Annotated in this window: 19 protein-coding genes and 2 pseudogenes; 15 read left to right on the forward strand and 6 right to left on the reverse strand. The window is 41.6% G+C overall.

Annotated elements, in window-relative coordinates; genetic code table 11:
• Window positions 1-11: 11 nt before the first annotated feature.
• A pseudogene (locus B0680_RS10360) lies at window positions 12-101 on the forward strand (IS3 family transposase); the annotation flags it as partial.
• 98 nt (window positions 102-199) lie between these two features.
• Here B0680_RS10360 and glnA read toward each other — a convergent pair.
• From glnA to B0680_RS10375, 3 genes are all read right to left on the reverse strand, one after another.
• The gene (gene glnA / locus B0680_RS10365) at window positions 200-1,609 is read right to left on the reverse strand and encodes a type I glutamate--ammonia ligase (protein WP_078255024.1); all 1,410 of its coding nucleotides are present in this window, start codon (window positions 1,607-1,609) and stop codon (window positions 200-202) included.
• Window positions 1,610-2,133: 524 nt separating this feature from the next.
• Window positions 2,134-2,439, reverse strand: coding sequence for a DUF4149 domain-containing protein (locus B0680_RS10370; protein ID WP_078255025.1), 306 nt, complete (start codon window positions 2,437-2,439; stop codon window positions 2,134-2,136).
• A gap of 23 nt (window positions 2,440-2,462) precedes the next feature.
• Complete coding sequence (locus tag B0680_RS10375) at window positions 2,463-3,050, reverse strand: hypothetical protein (protein WP_078255026.1); 588 nt, start codon at window positions 3,048-3,050, stop codon at window positions 2,463-2,465.
• A gap of 160 nt (window positions 3,051-3,210) precedes the next feature.
• On the opposite strand from B0680_RS10375, the pseudogene B0680_RS10380 reads away from it, so the two are divergent.
• From B0680_RS10380 to rfbC, 11 genes and pseudogenes are all read left to right on the forward strand, one after another.
• A pseudogene (locus tag B0680_RS10380) lies at window positions 3,211-3,969 on the forward strand (glycosyltransferase family 2 protein); the annotation flags it as partial.
• Window positions 3,970-3,993: 24 nt separating this feature from the next.
• Window positions 3,994-4,797, forward strand: a complete 804-nt coding sequence (locus tag B0680_RS10385) for a glycosyltransferase family 25 protein (RefSeq protein WP_078255027.1) — start codon at window positions 3,994-3,996, stop codon at window positions 4,795-4,797.
• 13 nt (window positions 4,798-4,810) lie between these two features.
• Window positions 4,811-5,593, forward strand: a complete 783-nt coding sequence (locus tag B0680_RS10390) for a glycosyltransferase family 25 protein (RefSeq protein WP_158078328.1) — start codon at window positions 4,811-4,813, stop codon at window positions 5,591-5,593.
• Between the two features lie 7 nt (window positions 5,594-5,600).
• Window positions 5,601-6,275 carry a glycosyltransferase family A protein gene (locus B0680_RS10395; protein ID WP_078255028.1) on the forward strand — a complete coding sequence of 225 codons (675 nt, stop codon included), beginning with the start codon at window positions 5,601-5,603 and terminating at the stop codon, window positions 6,273-6,275.
• 3 nt (window positions 6,276-6,278) lie between these two features.
• Window positions 6,279-7,127, forward strand: coding sequence for a protein YibB (gene yibB / locus B0680_RS10400; protein ID WP_078255029.1), 849 nt, complete (start codon window positions 6,279-6,281; stop codon window positions 7,125-7,127).
• A gap of 8 nt (window positions 7,128-7,135) precedes the next feature.
• The gene (locus B0680_RS10405) at window positions 7,136-8,116 is read left to right on the forward strand and encodes a capsular polysaccharide synthesis protein (RefSeq protein WP_078255030.1); all 981 of its coding nucleotides are present in this window, start codon (window positions 7,136-7,138) and stop codon (window positions 8,114-8,116) included.
• Window positions 8,117-8,130: 14 nt separating this feature from the next.
• Window positions 8,131-9,990 carry a lipid A export permease/ATP-binding protein MsbA gene (msbA, locus tag B0680_RS10410; protein WP_078255031.1) on the forward strand — a complete coding sequence of 620 codons (1,860 nt, stop codon included), beginning with the start codon at window positions 8,131-8,133 and terminating at the stop codon, window positions 9,988-9,990.
• Window positions 9,991-10,089: 99 nt separating this feature from the next.
• On the forward strand, window positions 10,090-11,154 hold the full coding sequence (gene rfbB / locus B0680_RS10415) for a dTDP-glucose 4,6-dehydratase (RefSeq protein ID WP_078255032.1): 1,065 nt from the start codon (window positions 10,090-10,092) through the stop codon (window positions 11,152-11,154).
• 19 nt (window positions 11,155-11,173) lie between these two features.
• Window positions 11,174-12,079, forward strand: coding sequence for a dTDP-4-dehydrorhamnose reductase (gene rfbD, locus B0680_RS10420; protein ID WP_078255033.1), 906 nt, complete (start codon window positions 11,174-11,176; stop codon window positions 12,077-12,079).
• Entirely contained in the window at window positions 12,069-12,959 is an 891-nt protein-coding gene (gene rfbA, locus B0680_RS10425; protein WP_078255034.1) for a glucose-1-phosphate thymidylyltransferase RfbA, read from the forward strand. The genes rfbD and rfbA overlap by 11 nt, the downstream gene beginning before the upstream one ends.
• Window positions 12,960-12,968: 9 nt before the next feature.
• The gene (gene rfbC / locus B0680_RS10430) at window positions 12,969-13,535 is read left to right on the forward strand and encodes a dTDP-4-dehydrorhamnose 3,5-epimerase (RefSeq protein WP_078255035.1); all 567 of its coding nucleotides are present in this window, start codon (window positions 12,969-12,971) and stop codon (window positions 13,533-13,535) included.
• Between the two features lie 137 nt (window positions 13,536-13,672).
• On the opposite strand, the gene B0680_RS10435 is transcribed toward rfbC, so the two are convergent.
• Both B0680_RS10435 and mfd read right to left on the reverse strand, forming a co-directional pair.
• Window positions 13,673-14,110: an HIT domain-containing protein gene (locus tag B0680_RS10435; protein WP_078255036.1), complete on the reverse strand. Its 438-nt coding sequence runs from the start codon at window positions 14,108-14,110 to the stop codon at window positions 13,673-13,675.
• 108 nt (window positions 14,111-14,218) lie between these two features.
• Window positions 14,219-17,770 carry a transcription-repair coupling factor gene (gene mfd, locus B0680_RS10440; RefSeq protein WP_078255037.1) on the reverse strand — a complete coding sequence of 1,184 codons (3,552 nt, stop codon included), beginning with the start codon at window positions 17,768-17,770 and terminating at the stop codon, window positions 14,219-14,221.
• Between the two features lie 715 nt (window positions 17,771-18,485).
• On the opposite strand from mfd, the gene B0680_RS10445 reads away from it, so the two are divergent.
• The 3 genes from B0680_RS10445 to B0680_RS10455 all read left to right on the forward strand — a co-directional run bounded on the left by B0680_RS10445 (window position 18,486) and on the right by B0680_RS10455 (window position 21,266).
• A complete protein-coding gene (locus B0680_RS10445) occupies window positions 18,486-19,613 on the forward strand; it encodes a Fic family protein (RefSeq protein WP_078255038.1) in 1,128 nt (375 codons plus the stop codon).
• 104 nt (window positions 19,614-19,717) lie between these two features.
• Window positions 19,718-20,002 carry a helix-turn-helix domain-containing protein gene (locus tag B0680_RS10450; protein WP_228143798.1) on the forward strand — a complete coding sequence of 95 codons (285 nt, stop codon included), beginning with the start codon at window positions 19,718-19,720 and terminating at the stop codon, window positions 20,000-20,002.
• Complete coding sequence (locus B0680_RS10455; protein WP_078255039.1) at window positions 19,992-21,266, forward strand: type II toxin-antitoxin system HipA family toxin; 1,275 nt, start codon at window positions 19,992-19,994, stop codon at window positions 21,264-21,266. Before B0680_RS10450 ends, B0680_RS10455 begins: the two co-directional genes overlap by 11 nt.
• A gap of 257 nt (window positions 21,267-21,523) precedes the next feature.
• Here the strand turns inward: B0680_RS10455 and B0680_RS10460 are convergent, their stop codons facing one another.
• Complete coding sequence (locus B0680_RS10460; protein WP_078255040.1) at window positions 21,524-22,738, reverse strand: ATP-binding protein; 1,215 nt, start codon at window positions 22,736-22,738, stop codon at window positions 21,524-21,526.
• Window positions 22,739-22,970 lie beyond the last annotated feature (232 nt).

Here is a 22,970-nt window from a genome sequence, read left to right on the forward strand (position 1 = left end):
TTAGTTGACCACTACATTACTACAATCATGATAGAATAAAGAGCAAATTAAAAGGACTGAGTCCTGTACAATACAGAACTCAGTCCTTGATCAAACCTTAACCGTTAATCTTAGTGTCTAAGAATTGGGGGTCGGTTCACTCTTGGGGTTTTGTTTATAATGATATTGCTAACTCATTGAATGCATTAGCAATAGTTGATTAGCAGCGATAGTATAGATCAAACTCTAGTGGATGCACTGCTTCGTTTAGCTTATGCACTTCTTGCATTTTTAGATCGATGTAGGCATCAATCATCTCTTTACTAAAGACATCGCCTTTAAGTAGGAATGCATGATCTTCTTTGAGTGCTTTTAGGGCAGCTTCTAGGTTTTCTGCCACAGTTGGGATCAATGCTTCTTCTTCTGGCGGCAAGTCGTATAGGTTCTTATCTGCAGCCTCACCTGGATCAATCTTATTCTCGATACCATCGATACCCGCCATCAATAGTGCAGCAAAGCAAAGGTATGGGTTCGCTGCTGGATCTGGGAAGCGTACTTCGATACGCACCGCTTTAGGGCTTGATACGTGTGGAATACGGATCGATGCTGAGCGGTTTGATGCTGAATAAGCAAGCTTAATCGGTGCTTCAAAGTGTGGTACTAGACGCTTATAGCTGTTCACCGTTGGGTTGGTGATGGCATTCAATGCACGAGCGTGCTTGATGATACCGCCGATGAAGTGTAGTGCAGTAGTTGATAGACCTGCGTATTCATCACCTGAGAAAGTATTGACGCCATCTTTTGAGATTGACATATGTACGTGCATACCTGAGCCGTTATCACCGACGATTGGTTTTGGCATAAAGGTGGCAGTTTTGCCAAATTGGTTGGCAACATTTTGCACCACATATTTGAACTGCTGTACTTCGTCCGCTTTTTTGACCAAAGTATTGAACGATACGCCAATCTCAAGCTGGCTTGATGCGACTTCATGGTGATGCACTTCCACACGACCCTCGCCCATGATGTCTTCGATGCGATCACACATCACCGCACGCATATCATGGTAATGATCCACAGGTGCAGTCACTGCATAGCCGCCTTTGACGTGTGGACGCTGACCATTGTTACCCCATGGATAGTCATTGTTGGTTGACCATGCAGCAGCTTCTGATACGATGGTGTTGCGAGCACCTGATTGGTCGATATCCCATTTGACTTCGTCAAATACAAAGAATTCTGGCTCTGGGCCAAAGAATGCAGTATCACCGATGCCAGTTGATTTTAGATAAGTTTCGGCACGACGAGCGATAGAGCGTGGGTCTTTTTCATAGCCTTGTAGGGTTGCAGGCTCGATGACATCACAGGTAACCACGACAGTTGGTGCTTCAAAGAATGGATCAATATAAGCAGTCTCTGGATCAGGTAGCAAGATCATGTCAGATGCTTCGATGCCTTTCCAGCCAGCGACTGACGAGCCGTCGAACATTTTACCATCTTCTAGTGTGTCTTCATCCACAGTCGATGCTGGGAAAGTCAGGTGCAGCTCCTTGCCGTGTGTGTCGGTGAAACGAAAATCTACCCACTTAGCACCAGATGATTCGATCAAGTCAAATAGTTTGTTTGACATAACTTACTCCTATTTGTTAGGGACATTATTTATCAGTCGTCAGCCAAGCAACTGCCTGTTCAGGTTGTTCAAGCTTTGCTTGCTAACTTGGTAGCTATCATACGCTAATTTTTTTGGTCGGTAAAGTATCAATTAGCATAATTTATGCTATTATCAGAAAATACGATAAATAGGCAATAACTTATAGATAATGTCATATAATTGGCGAATATTTCTTAATATTTCTCATTAAATCATTGATTTTATTGTTTTTATAAATTTATGCATAACAAGCTATCGCGTATTTTATTTCATATAATTAATTTATATAAATTCGTATAGTTAAATATATAAGATATTCAAATTTATACATCATAAATATTGATTAATAAAGCATAAAAAAACCACCGATTTCATGGTTAATCTGCTAAAATCAACCTTGAAATCAGTGGCAATATTCATCACAAAAAATGAACAACAAATTATAATGACTGATAAATGATGGCTTGACCCAAGAAAAATTTGACAGTAATCAATGATCAATATCAATCCGGCAGATTCATCTGTGATGTATCAGGATTAAGCCCAAAATAAAACACCGCCGTCGCCACAAGGCTATTGACCACAATAAATGCCCAATCAAAGCCATCATGACCCAGCACAAATCGCCCAAGCAGTGCCGATACGCCAAGCATAATCACAAAGCACGCACCCACCCATGATAAGATAATCGGATGCGTCGCAGAATCAATCACGCCTGCTTGACGCTTGGGGCGAAGTAGCTTTAGATTTACCATAAAGCCTATCACATAGACGATACTACCCATCAATAAATAACCCAAAAATCCCATATTCTCCCCCAGTGATTAGTGTATTATTTTGATTGGGTGTCATCTTGCGGTGCACTTGGTGTCGTGCTTGGTGACGCATGGTGAAAATCCTTAATCATATCCACACGAGTGTCATCACACGGCACTTGATAAATGGTGGCAACTTTATTAATTAGCATCACCACATAAGCACTGTCAAGAAATGGATTGGTATTGGCGGCGGCGGACTGCACCTGTGCCATTGCCATTACCTTATCTTTGCGCACGATGGCATCACCGATTAGGTCTGATTTGTTCAGATTTAGGCTATTGCTTGCAAAATATTGCCAAGCATCATCAGTGCTTAGGCCGTCAAGCATTTCAGGCTCATCCCATGCTTGTGCCTTATCGGCATTTTCTTTCATTTGCATCGCATAGCCTGCACCATCTTTGCTGATTTTTATCAATGCAGGTGAGCCTTGCTCAATGGCATAACAGCCTTCAAAATTGGATACTGTCGCCGTATCTGCCGTCTCTGTTTTGGTAGTTTCGGCAGTTTTGGTGGTGGAAGTCGCAGGCTCGCTACAGGCAGTCAATGCCATACCCGCCATCAATAGAACGCTTGGAATAAGACGCATAACAACACTCATCATATCAACTCAATGACAAAATAATCAATTATTGCGCTATTGTACTTGCTGATGATGCATTTGGCTAGAAATTTAGTAAATTCTACCAAGATTTTGAACTATGACTAGGAAAAATGCATCAGTTCAAGTAAAATAAAACCTTTCTTGTTAAGTATCTTTAGCTATGTCAAACACCAATCGCCCTTATCGCCTATCCGTTGTCATGATGGTCAAAAATGAAGCCAAAAATTTGGCGATTTCACTGCCGCCGCTTGCAGGCTTGGCAGATGAGATTATCATCTTGGATAGCGGTAGCACGGATAATAGCCAAGAGATTGCCTTGCAACACGGGGCAAAATGGTTTGTCAATACCGATTGGCAGGGCTTTGGACGTCAACGCCAAATCGCTCAAAGCTATGCCACAGGTGATTGGATTTTGGCGCTTGATGCTGACGAAGAAATCACTGATGAGCTCAAGCAAAGCATCTTGGCAGTGATTCAAAATAAGCCTGATAATACGGTGTATGGCTTAAAACGGTTGGATTTTATTTTTGGTCATCAAATTGATAATGCCTATTGGGGTGTCAAAGCATACTGGCGACTTTATCCAAAAAGCTATAATTTTAATAATCTGACCGTGCATGAATCTTTGGACATCGCAGGGGCAAAAACAGTCAAACTGTCTGGCTTTTTGCATCATCACACTGCACCAGATCCTTTATTTTTATTAGAAAAACGACTCAGTTATGCCAAAATTTGGGCTACAGAAAACGCAGGCAAAGGCAAACGGTCAAGTTTTTTTAAGATTATTGCCAATCCTATTTGGCAATTTATCCGCCAATATGTTTTTGATGGGCGATTTTTGCAGGGTAAATATGGTTTAATCTATTCAATTATTTTTAGCCAATATACATTTAATAAATATCTTTTGCTCAAACAATTGAATGAAAAATCTTAATGTAATGATATGAAAATATTAATCATCAATCTAAAACAATCTGTTGACCGTCTAACCCAACAACAGCAACAATTTGCCAAACTTGGCTTAGAATTTGAGCGATTGGAATCTGTCACGGTCAATGATATTGATGAGACTTATTATCGAAATAAACTCACTCAAGGACAAAGAATACTCAAGCAAACAGAGCACGCCTGCTTGCTTAGTCACAAAAAAGCATGGCAATATACGCTGGCGCATCAAGAGCCCATCCTGATTTTGGAAGACGATGCGATTTTGACGACCGATTTAGCGAAAATTCTTCAAGAAATTGAAAATGCCAATCTTGATATTGACTTCATCAATCTTGAAGTTCATGGGCGCAAAAAGATCGTCAGTCGCAATCCAGCGGTGATATTGGATAAAGATTTTTCGTTATATAGACTGCATATGGACAAAAGTGGTGCAGCTGCTTATATTCTTTATCCAAGCGGTGCGCAAAAACTACTTGGCAGGATAGCTAATCACTTGGATTTGGCAGATGCCTTTATTCACAGCTGTCCAAACTTGTCCTGCTTGCAGATTGAGCCCGCTGCAGCCGTGCAGAGTGATCGTTGCTCATGGTATGGCATAGATTTTCAAGAGTATCGTTTGCAATCCATGATTGGCACGATTGGTAATACGCTTGCCATTCAACCAACTCAATGGCAAAAAATCAAACTAAGAATCAATCGAATCGCCAGCCAGATACATCTTGGCATACGCACATTGTATGCGCTTACACAAGGCATTAAACGCGATATTCGAGTCAATGCTGATAAATTTATCAAATAACAAGGAAGATATCATGAAAAACTATGTCCTTAGCCTGACAACCGCGACCGAGCGGCGCAACCACATTAAGGCTGAATTTGCCAAACAAAGTATTGAGTTTGAATTTTTTGATGCCATTACTCCCGAACAAGTGAATGCACTTGCCGACCAATACCATATTCCCATAAAAGATGCGCGTCTAAGCGCCGGAGAACAAGCTTGCTTTATGAGCCATGTCGTGATGTGGCACTCCCTATTACTATCAAATGAGCAATATTTGTCAATATTTGAAGATGATATCTACTTGGGCGAAAACGCTGATCTATTTTTGAATAGCGATCAATGGCTTTGTAATCACAATCTTGACTTTGTAAAAACAGAAACTTTTTTACAAGAGCGTAAATTACTAGCACCCAAAATCGCATTGCCTGACAATCGCGAAGTGGCAAAACTTAATGAACATCATCTTGGAACGGCAGGATATATTATTAGCAAAAACGCCGCTCAATCACTGCTGGATTTTATTCAAAGCTTGAGTGCAGATCAATTGCTACCAATCGATCAATTAATGTTCGATCAGTACCTATCCCAAGCTCATAATCTACCTGTTTATCAGCTCAATCCAGCATTATGTGCCCAAGAATTTATCCTATTTCCAAACCAAAATAATATGCCAAGTCATATCGAATCCGATCGACAAGCCAAGAAGAAAAGCAAGCCAAAGCGTAGCTTTTCGGAAAAATTAAAAGGCGAACTCTCAAACGCGATGCGCAAAACGATTGGCAAATTATCTCGCACCAAAATTACTTTTAGGTAAATAAATAATGAAGCTATCCAATGTTACCCTTTGCCTGACAATTGGCAAGCGCCCCAAAGAGCTGGAACAAACTTTGCACAGCTTATTTTCCTTTGTGCAATTCCAAGAAGTTATTGCCATTAATGATTTTGGTGATGATCCAACCAGTGAAGCTTTTTTACGCTGTTGTCCAGATGGCAAGCTCATTGATCTTAAGACCAATCTAGGGCATCACAGAGCGGTTGACTATATGTATAATCAAGTTAGCACGGATTATATTTTTCACTGCGAAGATGATTGGCTATTTGACCATCTGCCTGATGTACCAAATGCCATTGCCCTGTTGCACGAAAACCCCAAAATTAGCTGTGTATCTTTTAGAAAGTATGAAGATTTTTTATACAATGCAGAAGATCAAGCCAAAATTCTACCGCTAGATACCGAATTGGGGGAGTATATTCGAGTTGATCATCTGCACGAACAATGGTATGGCTATTCTTTTAATCCACATATTGCCCGAAAAGAGCTGTGGGCAAAGTTTTCGCCCTTTTCACAGTTCAAAAAAGAACGACACATCTCACGTCATCTAAGAAAGCAAGGATATTTTATGGCTTTTTTGAAACAAGGTGCGTGCCACCATATTGGGCATGATAGCGTCTCAAACCCGCCAAAAACATTTTGGCAAAAATTGCGCTTTTGGTGATTTATGAGCAAAATAACAATCGTTACAGCCTTTTTTGATATTGGGCGTGGAGAGATTTCCACACAAGATGGGCTGCCAGATTATCTAATACGAACAACAGACACATACTTTGACTATTTTGCCAATCTTGCCAAATTGGAAAATGACATGGTGGTATTTGTTGCCAAACCTCACGTTGAGAAAGTCCTAGCCCTAAGAAATGGCAGACCGACACAAATTATTGAATTTGACTTTGCCAACAAGCTCAACTATGTCAAAAAACTAATTCATAACGTGCAAACTGATGCGCAATTTATCTCAAAGATCAATCCAGAACAAATCAAAAATATTGAATATTGGTCAGCCGATTATGTTTTGGTTAACAATCTCAAAGCCTATTTTGTCAACAAAGCGATAAAACAAGGGGTTGTCAACACGGATATGGTCGCGTGGGTTGATTTTGGTTATTGCCGGTCAACAGAAACATTAAATGGTATTAAAAGCTGGGAATATGATTTTGATCCAAAGTTTGTTCATATGTTTACCATCCGTAAAAATAAAAAGATTCAAAGCCATGACGATGTCATGAAGTTTATTTTTAATAATGAAGTTTATATCATTGGCGGTAGCATTGTCGCATCTCAAAATAAATGGCAAGAGTTTTTAAAATTACTTACCAAAAATCAAAAGTCTTTACTTCAAAATCAGATTATTGATGATGATCAGGGTCTGTATTTGATGTGCTTATTCCAAAATAAACATATGTTCAAGCTAAATTATCTTGGCAAAAAGCAATGGTTTGCATTATTTAGAAAATATGATAAAACTGCAAAAGTCTCTATCATTGAAAAAATAAAGGATTATTTGGTTTAGGGAAATATATGTCGGAACTTAATTTTTCTATCTGCCCAGAAAAGCAAAAATTAGATAAGCTATGCAGACATCCATACAGGCTGTTTTATTATGGTTTTACACCAAGACCTAAGCGAAAACAGCGTAATTATGAAGTGGATATCGCCCAAAAAACGCAGGTTGCTCAAGACTGGAGACGTTTTTTGACTGCTTATTTCAATCAGCAGTTGGATTGCTTTGACATCCGCGCCAAAAAAAACTTGGGAACGGATAAAATCATTTGGCAGTACTGGGGGCAAGGTTTTGATGGCGAGCTACCACTCATGGTACAGCTTTGTTTTGCAAGCATCGACCAACACAAAGGCGATTATCAGGTCATCCGCCTGTGCGACCAAACCATTGCAGATTATTTGGATCTGCCAAAATTTGTGTGGGAAAAAAGACAAAACCCCGAATTTAAGCACGCATTTTTTGCCGATTTGCTACGTTTAGCTCTGCTAAAGGCCTATGGTGGAATTTGGGCAGATGCCACAATCTTATTAACAGCGCCAATTGATCACAAGATAGCGGAACAGGACTTTTTTATGTATGGGCGCAATCTTGAAGCTGACAATAAGGAATTTTGGCAAAATTTTAATGCTGACTATTTTGGTTGGCATGAAAAACATTATGTAAATGTTCTAAATAGTTTTATAGTTGCCAAAAAAGATAATGAGAGATTGAGTCATTGTTTGCAAATCATGCTAAATTTTTGGCATACCCAAAATCACATTCCACACTACTTTTTCTTTCAAATCATGTATGATGTATTAACCAAAGAATTTATGCAAAATCAGCAGCTTTCCATTGATGACACACTACCACATCAGCTGATCAGTATCATTAACGATCCCTTTGATGCAGATAAATACAGGCAGATCACTGAAAATATCAACATTCACAAAATGACCTATATCACCAATGTGCAGCCAGGTTCATATTATGAATATCTATTAAATATTTATAAATAAAATAAGATTTAAACATGATTAACAAACTTACTTTCGGACTATTTACAGAGCAAGACGCCAAAAGCTTTATGCGTCTGATGGCGTATGTCAAGCCGTATAAATTCCGCATCATTGTCGCCCTACTTGCAATCATCGGTGTCGCTATTACCGAAAGTTATCTGGCAGCCTTTATCGCCCCCTTGGTCAATCAAGGATTTGCCATTCCTGATGGTCAAGCACCAATCCAACATGGCGATGGATTAATCGACAGCATCATATACCTCAAAGATAGCTTTATGTACGCAATTTGGGGTACCGAAAACAAAGTATGGATTGTGCCTTTGTTTTTCATTTCTCTGGTGCTCATTCGTGGTATTTGTCGATTTGTCAGCCAGTACATGATGAGCTGGGTTGCACTGGTCGCCATCAGCCATGTGCGCCGTGATATGTTTGACAAAATGTTGACTTTGTCATCACAATATCATCACGAAAATTCATCTGGCCATGTGCTTATGAATATCGTACAAATGGCGGATGGTGCGATTAATAATGCCAGCAATGTCTTTATTGTACTTACTCGTGATACGCTGATTGTGATTGGTTTGGTTTGTGTGTTATTGTATCTCAACTGGCAACTGACGCTTAGCATTTTGGTGATGTTTCCAATTTTATCAGGCCTATCTCGCTATTATCGCAACAGACTCAAGCACGTCATTGACGATGCCCAAAAGTCGGTCGGCACGCTAAATAATACCGTCACCGAAGTACATCAAGGACATCGTGTAGTGAAATTATTCGGCGGTCAAGCACAGGCCACCAAGCGCTTTGCCAACATCAATGAGCTTATTGTCCGACTTGGTAAAAAAATCAATCAAGCCACCGCCGCCCGCTCACCACTCAGTGAAGTCATTGGTTCAGTTGCACTTGCTGTGGTGATTTTTATTGCCCTATGGCAAAGCCAAGCAGGTGTCACTACCATTGGTGAGTTTATGGCGTTTATCGTGGCGATGATGCAGATGTTTGGCCCCATCAAAAACTTGGCAAACATTAGTATTCCGATGCAGACCATGTTCCTAGCTGCTGATTCAGTCTGTGAATTTTTGGACACCAAGCCTGAAGCAGATGAAGGCAAACTCAGCTTAGACAAAGTCTCAGGCAGCATTTGCTTTAAAAATATCAATGTTCAATATGGCAAAGATGCCAAAAAAGCTTTGGATAATTTTAATCTTGATATCCAAGCAGGCGAAAAAGTCGCTTTGGTTGGGCGTTCAGGCTCAGGCAAAACCACTGCCATCAACCTACTACCCCGCTTTGTTACGCCAAGCAGTGGTGAAATCACACTTGATGGCACAAACATTAATGAATTAACTTTGATGAATCTGCGTTCGCAGTTTGCCCTAGTTTCTCAAGAAGTATTTTTATTCGATGATACCCTGTTTGAGAATGTTCGCTATTCTCGACCCAATGCCAGCGAAAGTGAAGTGATGGCTGCACTAGAGGCGGCAAATCTGACCGAATTGGTCAATAAACACCCACTAGGGCTACACCAACCAATCGGTGCTAATGGCAGTCAGCTGTCTGGTGGTCAGCGCCAGCGCGTGTCTATCGCTCGTGCAATCTTAAAAGATGCACCAATTCTACTGCTTGATGAAGCAACCAGCGCTCTGGATAATGAATCAGAACGTTTGGTCCAGCAAGCGCTAGAACGCCTAATGCAGGGTCGTACCAGTATTATCGTTGCGCATCGCTTGACCACCATCGAGCAGGCCGATCGCATCATTGTCATGGATGAGGGGAAGATTATCGAAACAGGATCGCATGATGAGCTGATGGCAAAAGGTGGGTATTATGCCAAACTTCAAAATCTCAGCCTCCACGAGAAGGTATCGACCTAACCATGCTTCTGGACAACAATTATACTACATTTTTCCTTAAGTGATTGTCAGTCATTATTATGTATAATAGGTACCAAAAAACTTTTGGTACCTATTTTTATGAACATCCTAATTACAGGCGGTGCAGGCTTTATCGGTTCAGCTGTTGTTCGCCATATTTTGCAAACAACCGAACATCATGTGTTAAATGTGGACAAATTGACTTATGCAGGCAATTTAGAATCCTTATTGCCTGTATCTGACAATCCACGCTATCAATTTAGCCAAACGGATATTTGTAATCGTACGGAAATTGAGCGATTGTTTAATGAGTTTGCTCCAGATATCATTATGCACTTAGCGGCAGAAAGTCATGTAGACCGCTCTATTACGGGTTCAAGCGAATTTATTCAAACCAATATTATTGGTACTTATACCTTATTAGAAGTCTCTCGCCATTATTATCATGGTTTAAGTGATGATAAAAAGGCTACATTCCGTTTTCATCATATCTCAACCGATGAAGTGTATGGCGATTTGGAAGGCACTGACGATTTGTTTACTGAAACCACACCTTATGCCCCAAGCTCACCATATTCAGCCAGTAAAGCCAGTTCTGACCATTTAGTGCGAGCATGGCACCGTACGTATGGCTTGCCTGTGGTGATTACCAATTGTTCAAATAATTACGGACCTTATCATTTCCCTGAAAAATTAATTCCATTAATGATTTTAAATGCGTTAAATGGCAAGCCTTTACCTGTATATGGCAATGGATTACAAATCCGTGATTGGCTCTATGTAGAAGACCATGCTCGTGCCTTATTTTTAGTGGCAACCACGGCAAAAGTCGGTGAAACTTACAATATTGGCGGACATAATGAGCAGAAAAATATTGATGTGGTCAAAGCCATTTGTGAATTATTAGAAGAGCTTGCACCAAATAAACCGACAGGTGTTGCTCAATATGCAGATTTAATTACTTATGTCAAAGACCGCCCTGGACATGATTTACGCTACGCCATTGATGCTAGTAAAATTGGGACAGATTTAGGCTGGACACCACAAGAAACCTTTGCTACAGGCTTGCGTAAAACCGTGCAATGGTATTTGGATAATCAAGAATGGGTACAGCACGTTCAAAGTGGTGAATACCAAAACTGGATTAACAAGCAATATCAATAAGCCATAACAAGGTTAAACGATGAAAATTTTACTTTTAGGTAAAAATGGTCAAGTCGGCTTTGAATTAGACAGAAGTTTACAACCTTTAGGACAAGTCTATGCCCTAGACCGCCATAGCAATGCTGATGGTTTATGTGGCGATGTGGCGAATTTTGATGCGATGACACACGCATTTGACCAAATTCGCCCTGATATTGTAGTTAATGCGACTGCCTATACTGCGGTTGATAAGGCCGAAACTGATACTGTGCAAGCAGAGTTAATTAACCATTTGGCTGTAAAACATTTGGCAGAATTAGCAAAACAACATCAAGCCCTATTGATACATTATTCAACCGATTATGTGTTTGATGGTACAGGCGAAACTGCTTGGACAGAAGAAGATAGCACGGGCCCTATCAATGTGTATGGGCAAACTAAGCGTCAAGGCGAACTTGCACTTGAACAAAGCGGAGCAAATTTTATTAACCTTCGCACCAGTTGGGTCTATGGCACACATGGCAATAATTTTATCAAAACCATGTTAAAACTGGGAGCAAGCCGTGAAACGCTCGGAATTATTGCTGACCAAATTGGCAGTCCAACAGGAGCAAGTTTGATTGCAGACATTACCGCCCAAATTATTCGCCAATATCAGCTGAACTCTGCAAGTATTGAGATAGGGCATTACCATCTTGCACCACAAGGTGAATGTTCATGGTATGACTATGCTAAGTTTATTTTTGACGTGGCTCGTGAAATGGGGGCGGACTTAATGGTGAAACAAGTTAATGCCATTGGCACAGCAGATTATCCAACGCCTGCGAAGCGTCCACACAATTCACGACTTAATACCAGCAAATTACAACGCAATTTCTCATTACATTTACCACATTGGCAACAAGGCGTTCGCCAAGTGCTTGGAGAACTGATTCATGACAACTAAAAACCGTAAAGGCATTATCTTGGCAGGCGGGTCAGGTACTCGCCTATACCCAATCACCATGGGAACATCAAAACAATTATTGCCAATTTATGATAAACCGATGATTTATTATCCATTATCGGTGCTGATGTTGGCAGGTATTCAAGAAATTTTGATTATTTCAACGCCTGAAGATTTACCAAATTTTGAAAAACTGCTGGGAACAGGTGAAGAGATTGGCTTAAAATTATCCTACAAAGTCCAACCAAGCCCAGATGGCTTAGCAGAGGCCTTTATTTTAGGTGAAGAATTTATTGGTGATGATAATGTTTGCTTAATTTTGGGTGATAATATTTTCTACGGTCAGCATTTTAGCGAACAATTACGCCGTGCATCAGCACAAGAAACTGGAGCGACCGTATTTGGCTACTATGTGAATGACCCAGAGCGTTTTGGCGTGGTAGAATTTGATAAAAATGGCAAAGCCTTAAGCATTGAAGAAAAACCTGTCGAGCCAAAATCACATTATGCCGTAACTGGACTGTATTTTTATGACAATGATGTAGTAGAAATCGCCAAAAATATCAAACCTTCGCATCGCGGTGAATTAGAAATCACTGATGTTAATAATGTGTATTTACAAAAAGATACGCTTAATGTTGAATTGCTTGGACGTGGTTTTGCTTGGCTAGATACAGGAACGCACGACTCATTGCTTGATGCAAGCCGATTTGTACAAACCATTGAACACAGACAAGGCTTAAAAGTCGCGTGTTTAGAAGAAATTGCCTATGCTAATGGTTGGATAAATGATGAACAACTATTGGCACGAGCAGAGTTTTTTAAGAAAACAGGCTACGGACAATATTTATTAAAATTACATAAAGAACACAATGGTTAAGGTGCGAACATGAACGTCATAGAAACTAAAATCCCCGAACTATTGATTTTTGAACCACGCGTTTTTGCTGATGAGCGTGGTTGGTTTATGGAAAGTTTTAACCAAAATGTATTTGAAAAAGCACTGAAAGAACGTGGTTTTGAGGTGCCAACCTTTGTACAAGATAACCATTCCATGTCATCAAAAGGTGTGTTACGTGGATTGCATTATCAAATTGAACCTTATGCCCAAGGAAAATTGGTGCGTGTAGTGCAAGGTCGTGCCTTTGATGTTGCGGTGGATATTCGTAAAAACTCGCCAACCTTTGGGCAATGGGTCGGTGTGGAACTAAATGCAACAAACCATCGCCAATTTTGGATACCAGCAGGCTTTGCTCATGGCTTTGTTGCTTTGGAAGATAATACCCAATTTTTGTACAAAACCACAAACTTTTATCATAAAGATAGTGAGCGAAGTATCGTGTGGAATGATGAAACGATTGGCATTGATTGGCAAACTGAAGGCTTGGAGCTGTTGATTAACGAAAAAGACGCAACCGCCCTATCCTTTGATGAAGCCATCAAAGAACTTGGCTAATCTTAATAAACTTAGCCAAGTTCTTTAGCCAAAATAAACAAAGCCCTGCGTAGTAATATGCAGGGCTTTGGTAGTATTTAAGGTAGTAGAAATGCGATTATCAATCAAAAAGATGATTATAATCAATAACTTAATCCTTATACCGACATCTTCCAATCAAATGGCATCTCATGATGACCACGCAGTGCCATCATCAGCGTCTGCTGCATATGGCTTAGCACTTCGGCGGTATATGGGATGGCAGGACGCCCCCACACAGGATTTGGCCAAGCGACATCATTTTGGTAACGCACGATATGATGAAAATGTAGCTGTGGCACTTGGTTGCCTAGGGCAGCGACATTCATCTTGTCAGCGCCAAAAATCTTCGCCATCTGACTAGACACCCAGCTTGACTCACGCAAAAACTGCACTTGGTCAGCTTGGCTTAGCTCATAAATCTCTTTGATACCCGATACTCGTGGCACCAAAATCAGCCACGGAAACTGGCAATCATTCATCAGTCGTACCGTCGATAACGGAAAATCACCCACCAAAAAAGTATCCTTGGCAAGGGTCGGATGTAGTTGAAACATAGTTATTCTCAAATTATTATCAAAATCTTGGCAATACGCCCAAAAACACTGCTATTGTAGCATAAAATTTCATAACTTTGTTATGCATACGCTTGAAATTTTGGCAAATTAGCCCGTCATATGTGTGTTTAATTGCCCTTCAAAATACAGTAGCAACTCGCCAAGCTTGTCAATACGCATCTGCGTATCCATCGCCGCTTTGGCAGTATAGCGAATCGCTGTCGCCCCTTGCATCCGATAGCCATCACCCGACTGAATCAGCTTGATAATCGCCAGTCCATCGACAGGCGTATCAGGGCGAAATTCAATGGTGATATGGCGTTCGGTGGCGTCCATCTTGGTGATGCCAAGTGCTTTGGCACGGATACGGCAGCGATGCACGGCAAATAAATTCTGCGTCGGCACAGGCAATGCCCCAAAGCGGTCAATCATCTCGGTGCGAATCTCAATCAGCTCACCCACCGCCTCAAGACTACTGATACGCTTATAAAATAGCAGTCGCTCATGCACATCGCCCAGATAGTCATCAGGAATCAGCGCCGATGCATGAATGTCAATCTCGCTAATCAAATCAAGCGGTGTCGCAAGGCTTGGTGTCTTGCCCTGCTTGATGGCACGGGTCGCACGCTCAAGCATATCCATATACAGCCCAAAGCCGATGGTCTGCATATTACCCGATTGCTCCTTGCCCAAAATCTCGCCTGCCCCACGAATCTCAAGGTCTTCGGACGCCAGCATAAAGCCTGCGCCCAGCGTATTGGCTCGGGTAATGGCGTTTAGGCGTTTTTTAGTGTCGCTACTAAGACCCTTAAGCGATGGCACAAGCAGATAGCAATACGCTTGATGGTGACTGCGCCCCACTCGCCCACGCAGTTGGTGTAGCTGTGCGATGCCAAATTTATCAGCACGGTTGATGATGATGGTATTGGCATTAGGCACATCGATACCGGTTTCGATGATGGTGCTTGCCACTAGGATATTGAATTTTTTGTGATAAAAATCACTCATCACCGCCGCTAGCTCTCGCTCATGCATCTGCCCATGCGCCACCGCCACACGAGCTTCGCCGACAAGATTTCTTAGGCTCTCCGCCGCCGCTTCGATACTTGCCACATCATTATGCAGATAATACACCTGCCCACCACGCAAAATCTCACGCAAGATTGCATCAACAATCACTTCATCTGACTTGGGCATCAAAAAAGTCTTAATCGCCAAGCGTCTGGCAGGCGGTGTGGCAATGATAGAAATATCCTGCATCCCTGACAATGCCATATTTAGCGTGCGAGGAATCGGCGTGGCGGTCATCGACAGACTGTCAATCTCGCTTTGCATCGCTTTGATACGCTCTTTGTGACGGACGCCAAAGCGGTGCTCTTCATCAATAATCATCAGTCCAAGCTTGGCAAATGTCACATCGTCTTGGAGCATCTTGTGTGTGCCGATGACGATATCAACTTTGCCTGCTGCCAAATCAGCAAGCACTTGTTCATGGTGCTTTTTGTTGCCAAAACGAGATAGGCTCTCGATACGGATTGGCCAATCGGCAAAGCGGTTTAAAAAACTGTCTTCATGCTGACCTGCTAACAGCGTCGTCGGCACGAGCACCGCCACTTGATAGCCTGCTTGCACAGCGATGAATGCCGCACGCATTGCCACTTCGGTCTTGCCAAAGCCTACATCACCACAAATCAAGCGGTCCATCGGCTTAGACTGTTTCATATCATGAATGATGGCGTTAATAGCGGCAGCTTGGTCAATGGTCTCTTCAAAGGCGAACTGACTGGCGAACAGCTCATACTGCGCCATATCTACCCCAAAGCTGATACCTGCTTTGGCGTTACGCCGTGCCTGTACATTGAGCAATTCGGCGGCGACATCGTGGATTTGCTCAAGTGCTTTGAGCTTGGCTTTTTCCCACTTACCCGAGCCAATCTTGGACAGTGCCACCGCTTCAGAGTCCGTACCACTATAGCGACCAATCAAGGCAAGATTGGTAATCGGCACATAGATACTGGCATCATCGGCGTATTTTAGGTGAATAAACTCTTGCTCGCCTTCACCCATATCAAGCACGACGAGCCCATGATAACGCCCAATCCCATGCTCAAGATGCACGACAAGCGCCCCTTCGGTCAGCTCAGTCACCGACTTGACCAAAAACGCCTGCGACACGCTCGACTGCCGACGACGGCGAGTCTGCAATACCTGCCGCCCAAAAATCTGCGTCTCGCTGATGACACAAAAACCGCCTTCACCATCCACCCACAGCCCACGCTCAATCGGCGCAACGCTGATGGCGATACTATCCTTGACAAAGCTTGCTTGATTGCTCAAAAATTCATCAAAATCAGCAACGACTTTGGTGGCGATTTTCCCTTTTAATAACTCAAGGATAATCTCACGGCGACCTGCACTCTCAGCCAGTAGGAGCATCGGCTGTGGCGTCTGCTCGATAAATTCAAGGAGTGCTGACAATGGCTCAGCTGACTGATGATTAATCGGTAGCACAGGCGGTGTGCGTACACTGACGCCATCCATCTGCACTACACTATCTTGGGTATCAATGATGACTCTAGGATACGCTTTGAGCGCTTGATGAAATTCATTATTTGGTAAAAATAAATAATCAGGTGGCAAGATTGGCAAATCTTTATCATGCGCTCGTGACTGATAGCGAGTTTGGATTTGTTGCCAATACTGCTCATAGTGCGTACCGATGTCGTGATGGCTGACAAGCAGTGCATCGCTTGGCAAATAGCTAAACAACGTCCCTGTCGTCATCCATGATTCAATCTCAAAAAACAGCGGTGCATAATACTCAATGCCCGATGGTGCAATGCCTGCCATGACATCAGTATGCAGGTCAAGCTTGCGCGCACTGGCATTGGGAAATAGGCTAGCGAAGTTTTGTCGAAATTGCTCTCGCCCTTCTTCTAGGGGGAATTCTCGTGCGGGCAATAGGCTAAATTGGCTGACTTTGGCGGTCGATGGCAGTTTATGAAATACTAAATTATTCAGCCCTGCTTGTGCATCTTTACGCAGTTTTTCTAAAGTATCATTACTGAGTGTCCGCTGTGATTCTGGATCAAAAAACCGAATGCTTTCGATTTCATCATCAAATAAATCCAAGCGAAACGGCAATGCCTGCCCCACCGCAAAAATATCAACGATGCTACCACGCACCGCATATTCCCCCGGTTCAAAGACATTGTCGGTGGCAATGTAGCCTGCGGTCGCTAGACGCTGTCTTTGCTCGTCAATATCAAAACGATCGCCGACCTGCAGGTCAAAATGCCGCCCAATCAGCCAGCTTGGCGGTGCGATACGCTGCATCAAGGTCTGCGCCGATACCAGTAGCACACCCGATTTTGGCATATGTGTCAGTAGCGCAATCCGCTCTGAAGTGATGTCTTGGTGCACCGAAAGCTGATCGTATGCCAAGATTTCCCAATCGGCGAACACCTGCGCATCCACCCCAAAAAATGCAAGCTCTGTATCTAACTGATTGAGTTCATTTTGATTATTGGCAATCATCACAATCAGCCGATCTTGGTTTTTGGCGGTCATCGCAAGCCAATACGCCAAATCCGCACCACCCAGCGATGGCAGAGTATGTTTGAAATTGGGCTTGGTTGGGAGTGTGGTGGAATGCAGCATAAGATTAGACAGGTTGAAATTTGCGCTTATTTTAGCATATTCTTGGGCAGATTTTCTTGGTCAAATAATGCCACTACCAAATGCTATAAAAAAACCCGCCTAATCCACGCTCAACAGCTCATCCCAGCGTGTGGAAATTACTGATTTTTTGTCATCCAAAACTAGTTGTGATAATTTTCCCACATCTTAACCTATTGAAAAGAACCAATAGGTACAATTTAGGCACACAAAAAATTTGCATGTACCCAACTTACCAAAAGTGGTCACACAACAATACAAAAACCAACCTTGGCAATCTTGGGCGACTATTTTTCGACGAATAACCTTATGTTACCTTAAATAATATCTTTATATATCAATATCTTATGGTTATTATCAGTGTGGATGCTGATTGCACGCTTTGATGACTTTTTATTTTTTGGCACGAAAAACAATAGGGTAAATTTACCCCATCATTTTTCGTATTTTATCATAATTTTGAATTTTTTGCCCTTGCGCTTGCTGATGAAAGTTGCAGGTATTGATGGATTTGAATTATTTTAATTTTATATTTCCTATTTAATAATATTAATTTTTTATTAAATTCTTATAATTTGTCAGTTTGGTTTGGGATTTGGTATGCCAATTTTGCGGTGATTGATGGTGTTATTCACCGCATATTTTGCGGAGAATATGTGGTATAATTACCGCAGATGAGGCGAAATTGAGAATAGTGATGGTTGATACGTTTATTCATGAATATCCAAATTGGACAGATTGGCAGCTTGATGAGGGGCAACTACTTCCCCTTGTTGCTCGCATTCGTTTGCTTCAGGGACGCTTGTTGGGGCAGATGAGCAGCCTTGGGTTTGATTTACCACTTGAAGTTAGTCTTGAGGCATTGACATTGGAGGTGATTAAGACATCGGAGATTGAGGGTGAATATCTTAACACTGAACAGGTACGCTCTTCGGTTGCTCGGCACTTGGGTATTGAAGCGCTGTATCAGCATCAACTTGTTACACCAAGCTATGAAGTGGAAGCGATTGTTGAAATGATGCTTAAGGCGACTTCAGGATTTGATTTGCCACTAACCTTGGATGAAGTCTGTCGTTGGCATCATGCACTATTTCCACAAGGGCTAAGTAGTATGTATGACATTAATGTGGGTGTATTACGAGATGATGCCAATGGCCCGATGCAGGTGGTCTCAGGTGCTTATGGCAAAGCCAAAGTGCACTTTGAAGCACCAAAGGCTGATAGATTGCCCGATGAGCTTGAGCGATTTTTTCAGTGGTATAACAATAATGAAACGGGACTTGATTTGACAATTAAGGCAGGGCTTGCACACCTGTGGTTTGTCACGCTACACCCGTTTGATGATGGTAACGGTCGCCTAACTCGTGCACTCACTGAGCGGATGCTCGCCAAAAGCGATGGCAGTCCGCAGCGATTTTATAGTATGTCCGCACAAATTCTTGCCAATCGTCGTGAGTATTATCACATACTTGAACAGACTCAAAGGGGTTTAGCGTCAGCCACCGAATGGCTAATTTGGTTTTTAACCAATCTAGAAGCAGCTTTGATACAAGCACTCGCTCAGTCACAAAAGGTTGTCGCTAAGTCACAGTTTTGGCATACATATCGCCACACATCACTCAATCCACGGCAGGTAGTGATGATTAATAAGCTTTGGGATGATTTTTATGGCAAGCTTACCACCAAAAAATGGGCGAGTATCACAAAAGTATCCACAGATACTGCCCTAAGAGACATCAATGATTTGGTCGAAAAAGGAATTTTGGTGAAGTCACTAGCTTCTGGACGCAGTCAGAGTTATGAGCTGGGCTGTCTTGTAGAGTAGCTACAAAAAAAACTATTCATGCATGAATTTGATAAAATATTATCAAAAACTACCAAAAATTCAATAATTTTGATAAAATAATATCAAAATTAAACTGAGTTGAGATGGTTATGCTTCATCTGTATGACGATATTGATGCACGCTTAGCTTTGGCAGCGCATCTAAAACAAAAACGCAAAGATGCCAAGCTATCACGCCGAGCGCTGGCTGAAAAATCCTTGATTCCAGAGCCAACCATTCGTCGGTTTGAGGATACAGGTCATATTTCTTTGAAGAACTTTTTATTATTGTGGATGATTTTGGATGATATTGCTCGGTTTATGGAGTTAACCAAACCTGTAGCAATCAAACCCAAAACCATCGCTGAGGTGCTTGCTTATGATCAGTAACTATCAGCCGACTCGGTATTTGAGTGTTTATAGAACCTTACTGACGGGTGAGAAGGTTCTCCTGGGAGAGTTGGCACAGTCATCTCAGGGGTGTTTTTTTGCTTATCATCCTGCTTATTTAGAGCAATATCCCAACATCTCACCCTTTAAACTCAGCACAAGCACTGAGCCACAGCAAGCGCCTGCGATGCCGCATTTTAACCTGCATGGCGTGTTTGCTGATGCCCTACCTGATGGTTGGGGCATGCTACTTCAAGATAGATATTTTGCCAGCCAAGGCATCAATTATCGTATGGTGAGCATGCTCGATCGCTTGGCTTTTGTAGGTAATCGTGGTATTGGTGCACTGTCTTTTGAACCAAGTTTTGATCATGGGTTTGGTGCAGAGATTGCCCATACCACAATGGCAGAGCTTGGTAATCATGCCGAACGCTTGTTTGATGGCTTGACTGAAGAGATTTTGATGGCGCTCGTACAAGCTGGTAGTTCAGGCGGTGCAAGACCCAAATCCCAGGTCTATCTTAGTCAAGATGCCAAATCATGTCGTACCATACCGCAGCTGGGTGATGAAGCATGGATTGTTAAATTTACATCGCAAAACTTAAGCCTATCACATGATGAAGGCGTCTGTGAAGCGGTATATTTGATGATGGCAGAACAATCAGATTTGCAACCTGTTCAATGGCGATTATTTGAGACCAATACCCGTCGCTGGCTTGGTGTACAACGGTTTGATTATCAACCGCAAACCATGGGTAGAATTCATACGCACAGCCTTTGTGGATTATTGGATGCTAGCCACCGTATGCCATCAATGGATTATTTCGAGCTGATTAAAGCAACCAAACTCTTATGCAAAGACCGGCAGGCAACACAGTTGCAATTTCGCAGAGCAATATTCAACTTATTTGCCATCAATCAAGATGATCACACCAAGAATTGGGCGTTTTTGCAAGATGAACAAGGGCAATGGATGCCATCTCCTGCCTATGATATTACCTATAGTCCAATGCATCACAAGGAGCACTCAATGGCATTTGGTCGCTATGGTAAAGCACCCAGTTTGGATGTGATTCAATCGCTTGCAGATCTTGCAGGCTTTGGGACTTGGCAAGAAGCCAAAGCTGCCATCGAGCAGGTTGTTGGCAGCGTTTCAGATTTTAGACATCATGCCAAGCAGCTAGGCGTTCGTGCTGATACCATTACAATGATTGCTAAGCATTTAGATGAGATATATCAACAAAACAAGGGTTTGTTGGTTTGACAATTCAAGGCTAAACTTTCCTAAAATGATCATTGAAAAATTATCTTAATATAGAAAAAGTTTCAATCATACTTGAAACCTTTTCTATATATACAAAAGTTTCAAGTATAAAATAATAGCCCAAAAGTCAATTAGCGACAAACTGAGATAAAATACGATAATTTACGGCATATTACGATGAAGTTATCTAGCCTCCCACTTTATTGGAGCTGGAAATGCGGGGTTAGTGTACCGCTACACACGCTTTGACCGCTTTATTATGAATTACCCAACAAAAACTCACCAATATGCTGATGCACGACCCCATCAATATTTTCCTGCCAAAAATCATCCATTGTAATCACATATTTTGGATAATTATCCGCAATGGCCTGCAAAGGCGAAAATTCTCGCTGAACGGTTTGTTCGCTTTCTAATTTATACGCCACTTGGATATAAATTTTTTCGTTCTGCTTTTGGGCGATAAAATCAATTTCTTGTGTACCCAATTTACCAATATACACTTGATAGCCACGGCGTTTGAGTTCTAAATAAACCAAATTTTCCAAAATACCTGAAATTAGGCTTGTGCGAAAACCCATTGTGGCGTAAAGTAAGGACACATCGCCTAAATAGAACTTTTCTTGGGTTTTCAAAATCTCTTTACCTTTAATATCAAACCGCTCAACACGGTGTAAAATAAAGGCACTTTCTAAGGCTTTTAAGTAGTTATAAACGGTGTTTAAATCCACTTTTCGCTGTTGGCTTTTGAAATAATCCGCTACATTCTTGCCTGAAAACGTGTTGCCAATATTGTCAAAAGCGTATTTTACAATGCGTTCCAATAGCTCCACATCGCGAATTTTGTGACGTTGCACCGTATCTCGCAAAATCACAGATGCATAAATATCTTGCACGATTTTATAGACAGTTTCCTGCTCATAATCTGCCGTATGCACCATCGGAAAACCGCCTTTGCGTAAATATTCTGTGAAAAGCGCAGTGGGATTTTGTATAGTTTGCTGTGAGTAGCCTGCCTTAAAATCCAAAAATTCTTGATACGATAAGGTAAAAATTGGTATTTCTACATAACGCCCAGCAAGATAAGTTGCCAATTCAGACGACAATAAATGCGAGTTTGAGCCTGTGATATAAAGGTCAAGATTGAAATCCACCATAAAGGCATTAACAGCTTTTTCCCAATCAGCCACTTCCTGAATTTCATCAAGCAAAAGGTAGTATTTTTCAGCGGTCTGAATTTTCTCTTTCACAAGGGTATAAAGCTTGTCTGCAGTTTTAAAATCAGCATAGGCAAAACTTTCAAAGTTGATATGAATGATTTGTTGTTCAACAATGCCTTGTGCCAATAATTGTGCTTGCAACAGCCTGATAACCGTTGATTTTCCTGAACGGCGAATGCCTGTAATCACTTTGATTAAAGGCATATTGATAAAGGGTTTTAGTTGCTTGAGATAGTTTGGGCGGTTAATCATCTTGAATCACTTTTTTGGTTGTATCCTTAATATCAAGATAATTTTATCATTTATTTATGGATATAACCATAAAAACTTTAATTATTTGTGTATTATTAGGGTTATAACAAGAAAAAAGCATCTTTACGAATTCTTCTTTTGAAATAGCTCAAGACTGATTTAATTCAATTTAGCACTGCGTACCCAATAGTTCGATTATCCCACTCATATTGTACTGTAGTGGTACACTAAT

This window comes from Moraxella pluranimalium (assembly GCF_002014825.1).
GTDB classification, from domain to species: Bacteria; Pseudomonadota; Gammaproteobacteria; order Pseudomonadales; family Moraxellaceae; genus Moraxella; species Moraxella pluranimalium.

Coding starts and splice junctions, on each gene's coding strand:
- glnA (WP_078255024.1), bottom strand. CDS start 1,609: ATGTCAAACAAACTATTTGACTTGATCGAATCATCTGGTGCTAAGTGG.
- B0680_RS10370 (WP_078255025.1), bottom strand. CDS start 2,439: ATGGGATTTTTGGGTTATTTATTGATGGGTAGTATCGTCTATGTGATA.
- B0680_RS10375 (WP_078255026.1), bottom strand. CDS start 3,050: ATGATGAGTGTTGTTATGCGTCTTATTCCAAGCGTTCTATTGATGGCG.
- B0680_RS10385 (WP_078255027.1), top strand. CDS start 3,994: ATGAAAATATTAATCATCAATCTAAAACAATCTGTTGACCGTCTAACC.
- B0680_RS10390 (WP_158078328.1), top strand. CDS start 4,811: ATGAAAAACTATGTCCTTAGCCTGACAACCGCGACCGAGCGGCGCAAC.
- B0680_RS10395 (WP_078255028.1), top strand. CDS start 5,601: ATGAAGCTATCCAATGTTACCCTTTGCCTGACAATTGGCAAGCGCCCC.
- yibB (WP_078255029.1), top strand. CDS start 6,279: ATGAGCAAAATAACAATCGTTACAGCCTTTTTTGATATTGGGCGTGGA.
- B0680_RS10405 (WP_078255030.1), top strand. CDS start 7,136: ATGTCGGAACTTAATTTTTCTATCTGCCCAGAAAAGCAAAAATTAGAT.
- msbA (WP_078255031.1), top strand. CDS start 8,131: ATGATTAACAAACTTACTTTCGGACTATTTACAGAGCAAGACGCCAAA.
- rfbB (WP_078255032.1), top strand. CDS start 10,090: ATGAACATCCTAATTACAGGCGGTGCAGGCTTTATCGGTTCAGCTGTT.
- rfbD (WP_078255033.1), top strand. CDS start 11,174: ATGAAAATTTTACTTTTAGGTAAAAATGGTCAAGTCGGCTTTGAATTA.
- rfbA (WP_078255034.1), top strand. CDS start 12,069: ATGACAACTAAAAACCGTAAAGGCATTATCTTGGCAGGCGGGTCAGGT.
- rfbC (WP_078255035.1), top strand. CDS start 12,969: ATGAACGTCATAGAAACTAAAATCCCCGAACTATTGATTTTTGAACCA.
- B0680_RS10435 (WP_078255036.1), bottom strand. CDS start 14,110: ATGTTTCAACTACATCCGACCCTTGCCAAGGATACTTTTTTGGTGGGT.
- mfd (WP_078255037.1), bottom strand. CDS start 17,770: ATGCTGCATTCCACCACACTCCCAACCAAGCCCAATTTCAAACATACT.
- B0680_RS10445 (WP_078255038.1), top strand. CDS start 18,486: ATGGTTGATACGTTTATTCATGAATATCCAAATTGGACAGATTGGCAG.
- B0680_RS10450 (WP_228143798.1), top strand. CDS start 19,718: ATGGTTATGCTTCATCTGTATGACGATATTGATGCACGCTTAGCTTTG.
- B0680_RS10455 (WP_078255039.1), top strand. CDS start 19,992: ATGATCAGTAACTATCAGCCGACTCGGTATTTGAGTGTTTATAGAACC.
- B0680_RS10460 (WP_078255040.1), bottom strand. CDS start 22,738: ATGATTAACCGCCCAAACTATCTCAAGCAACTAAAACCCTTTATCAAT.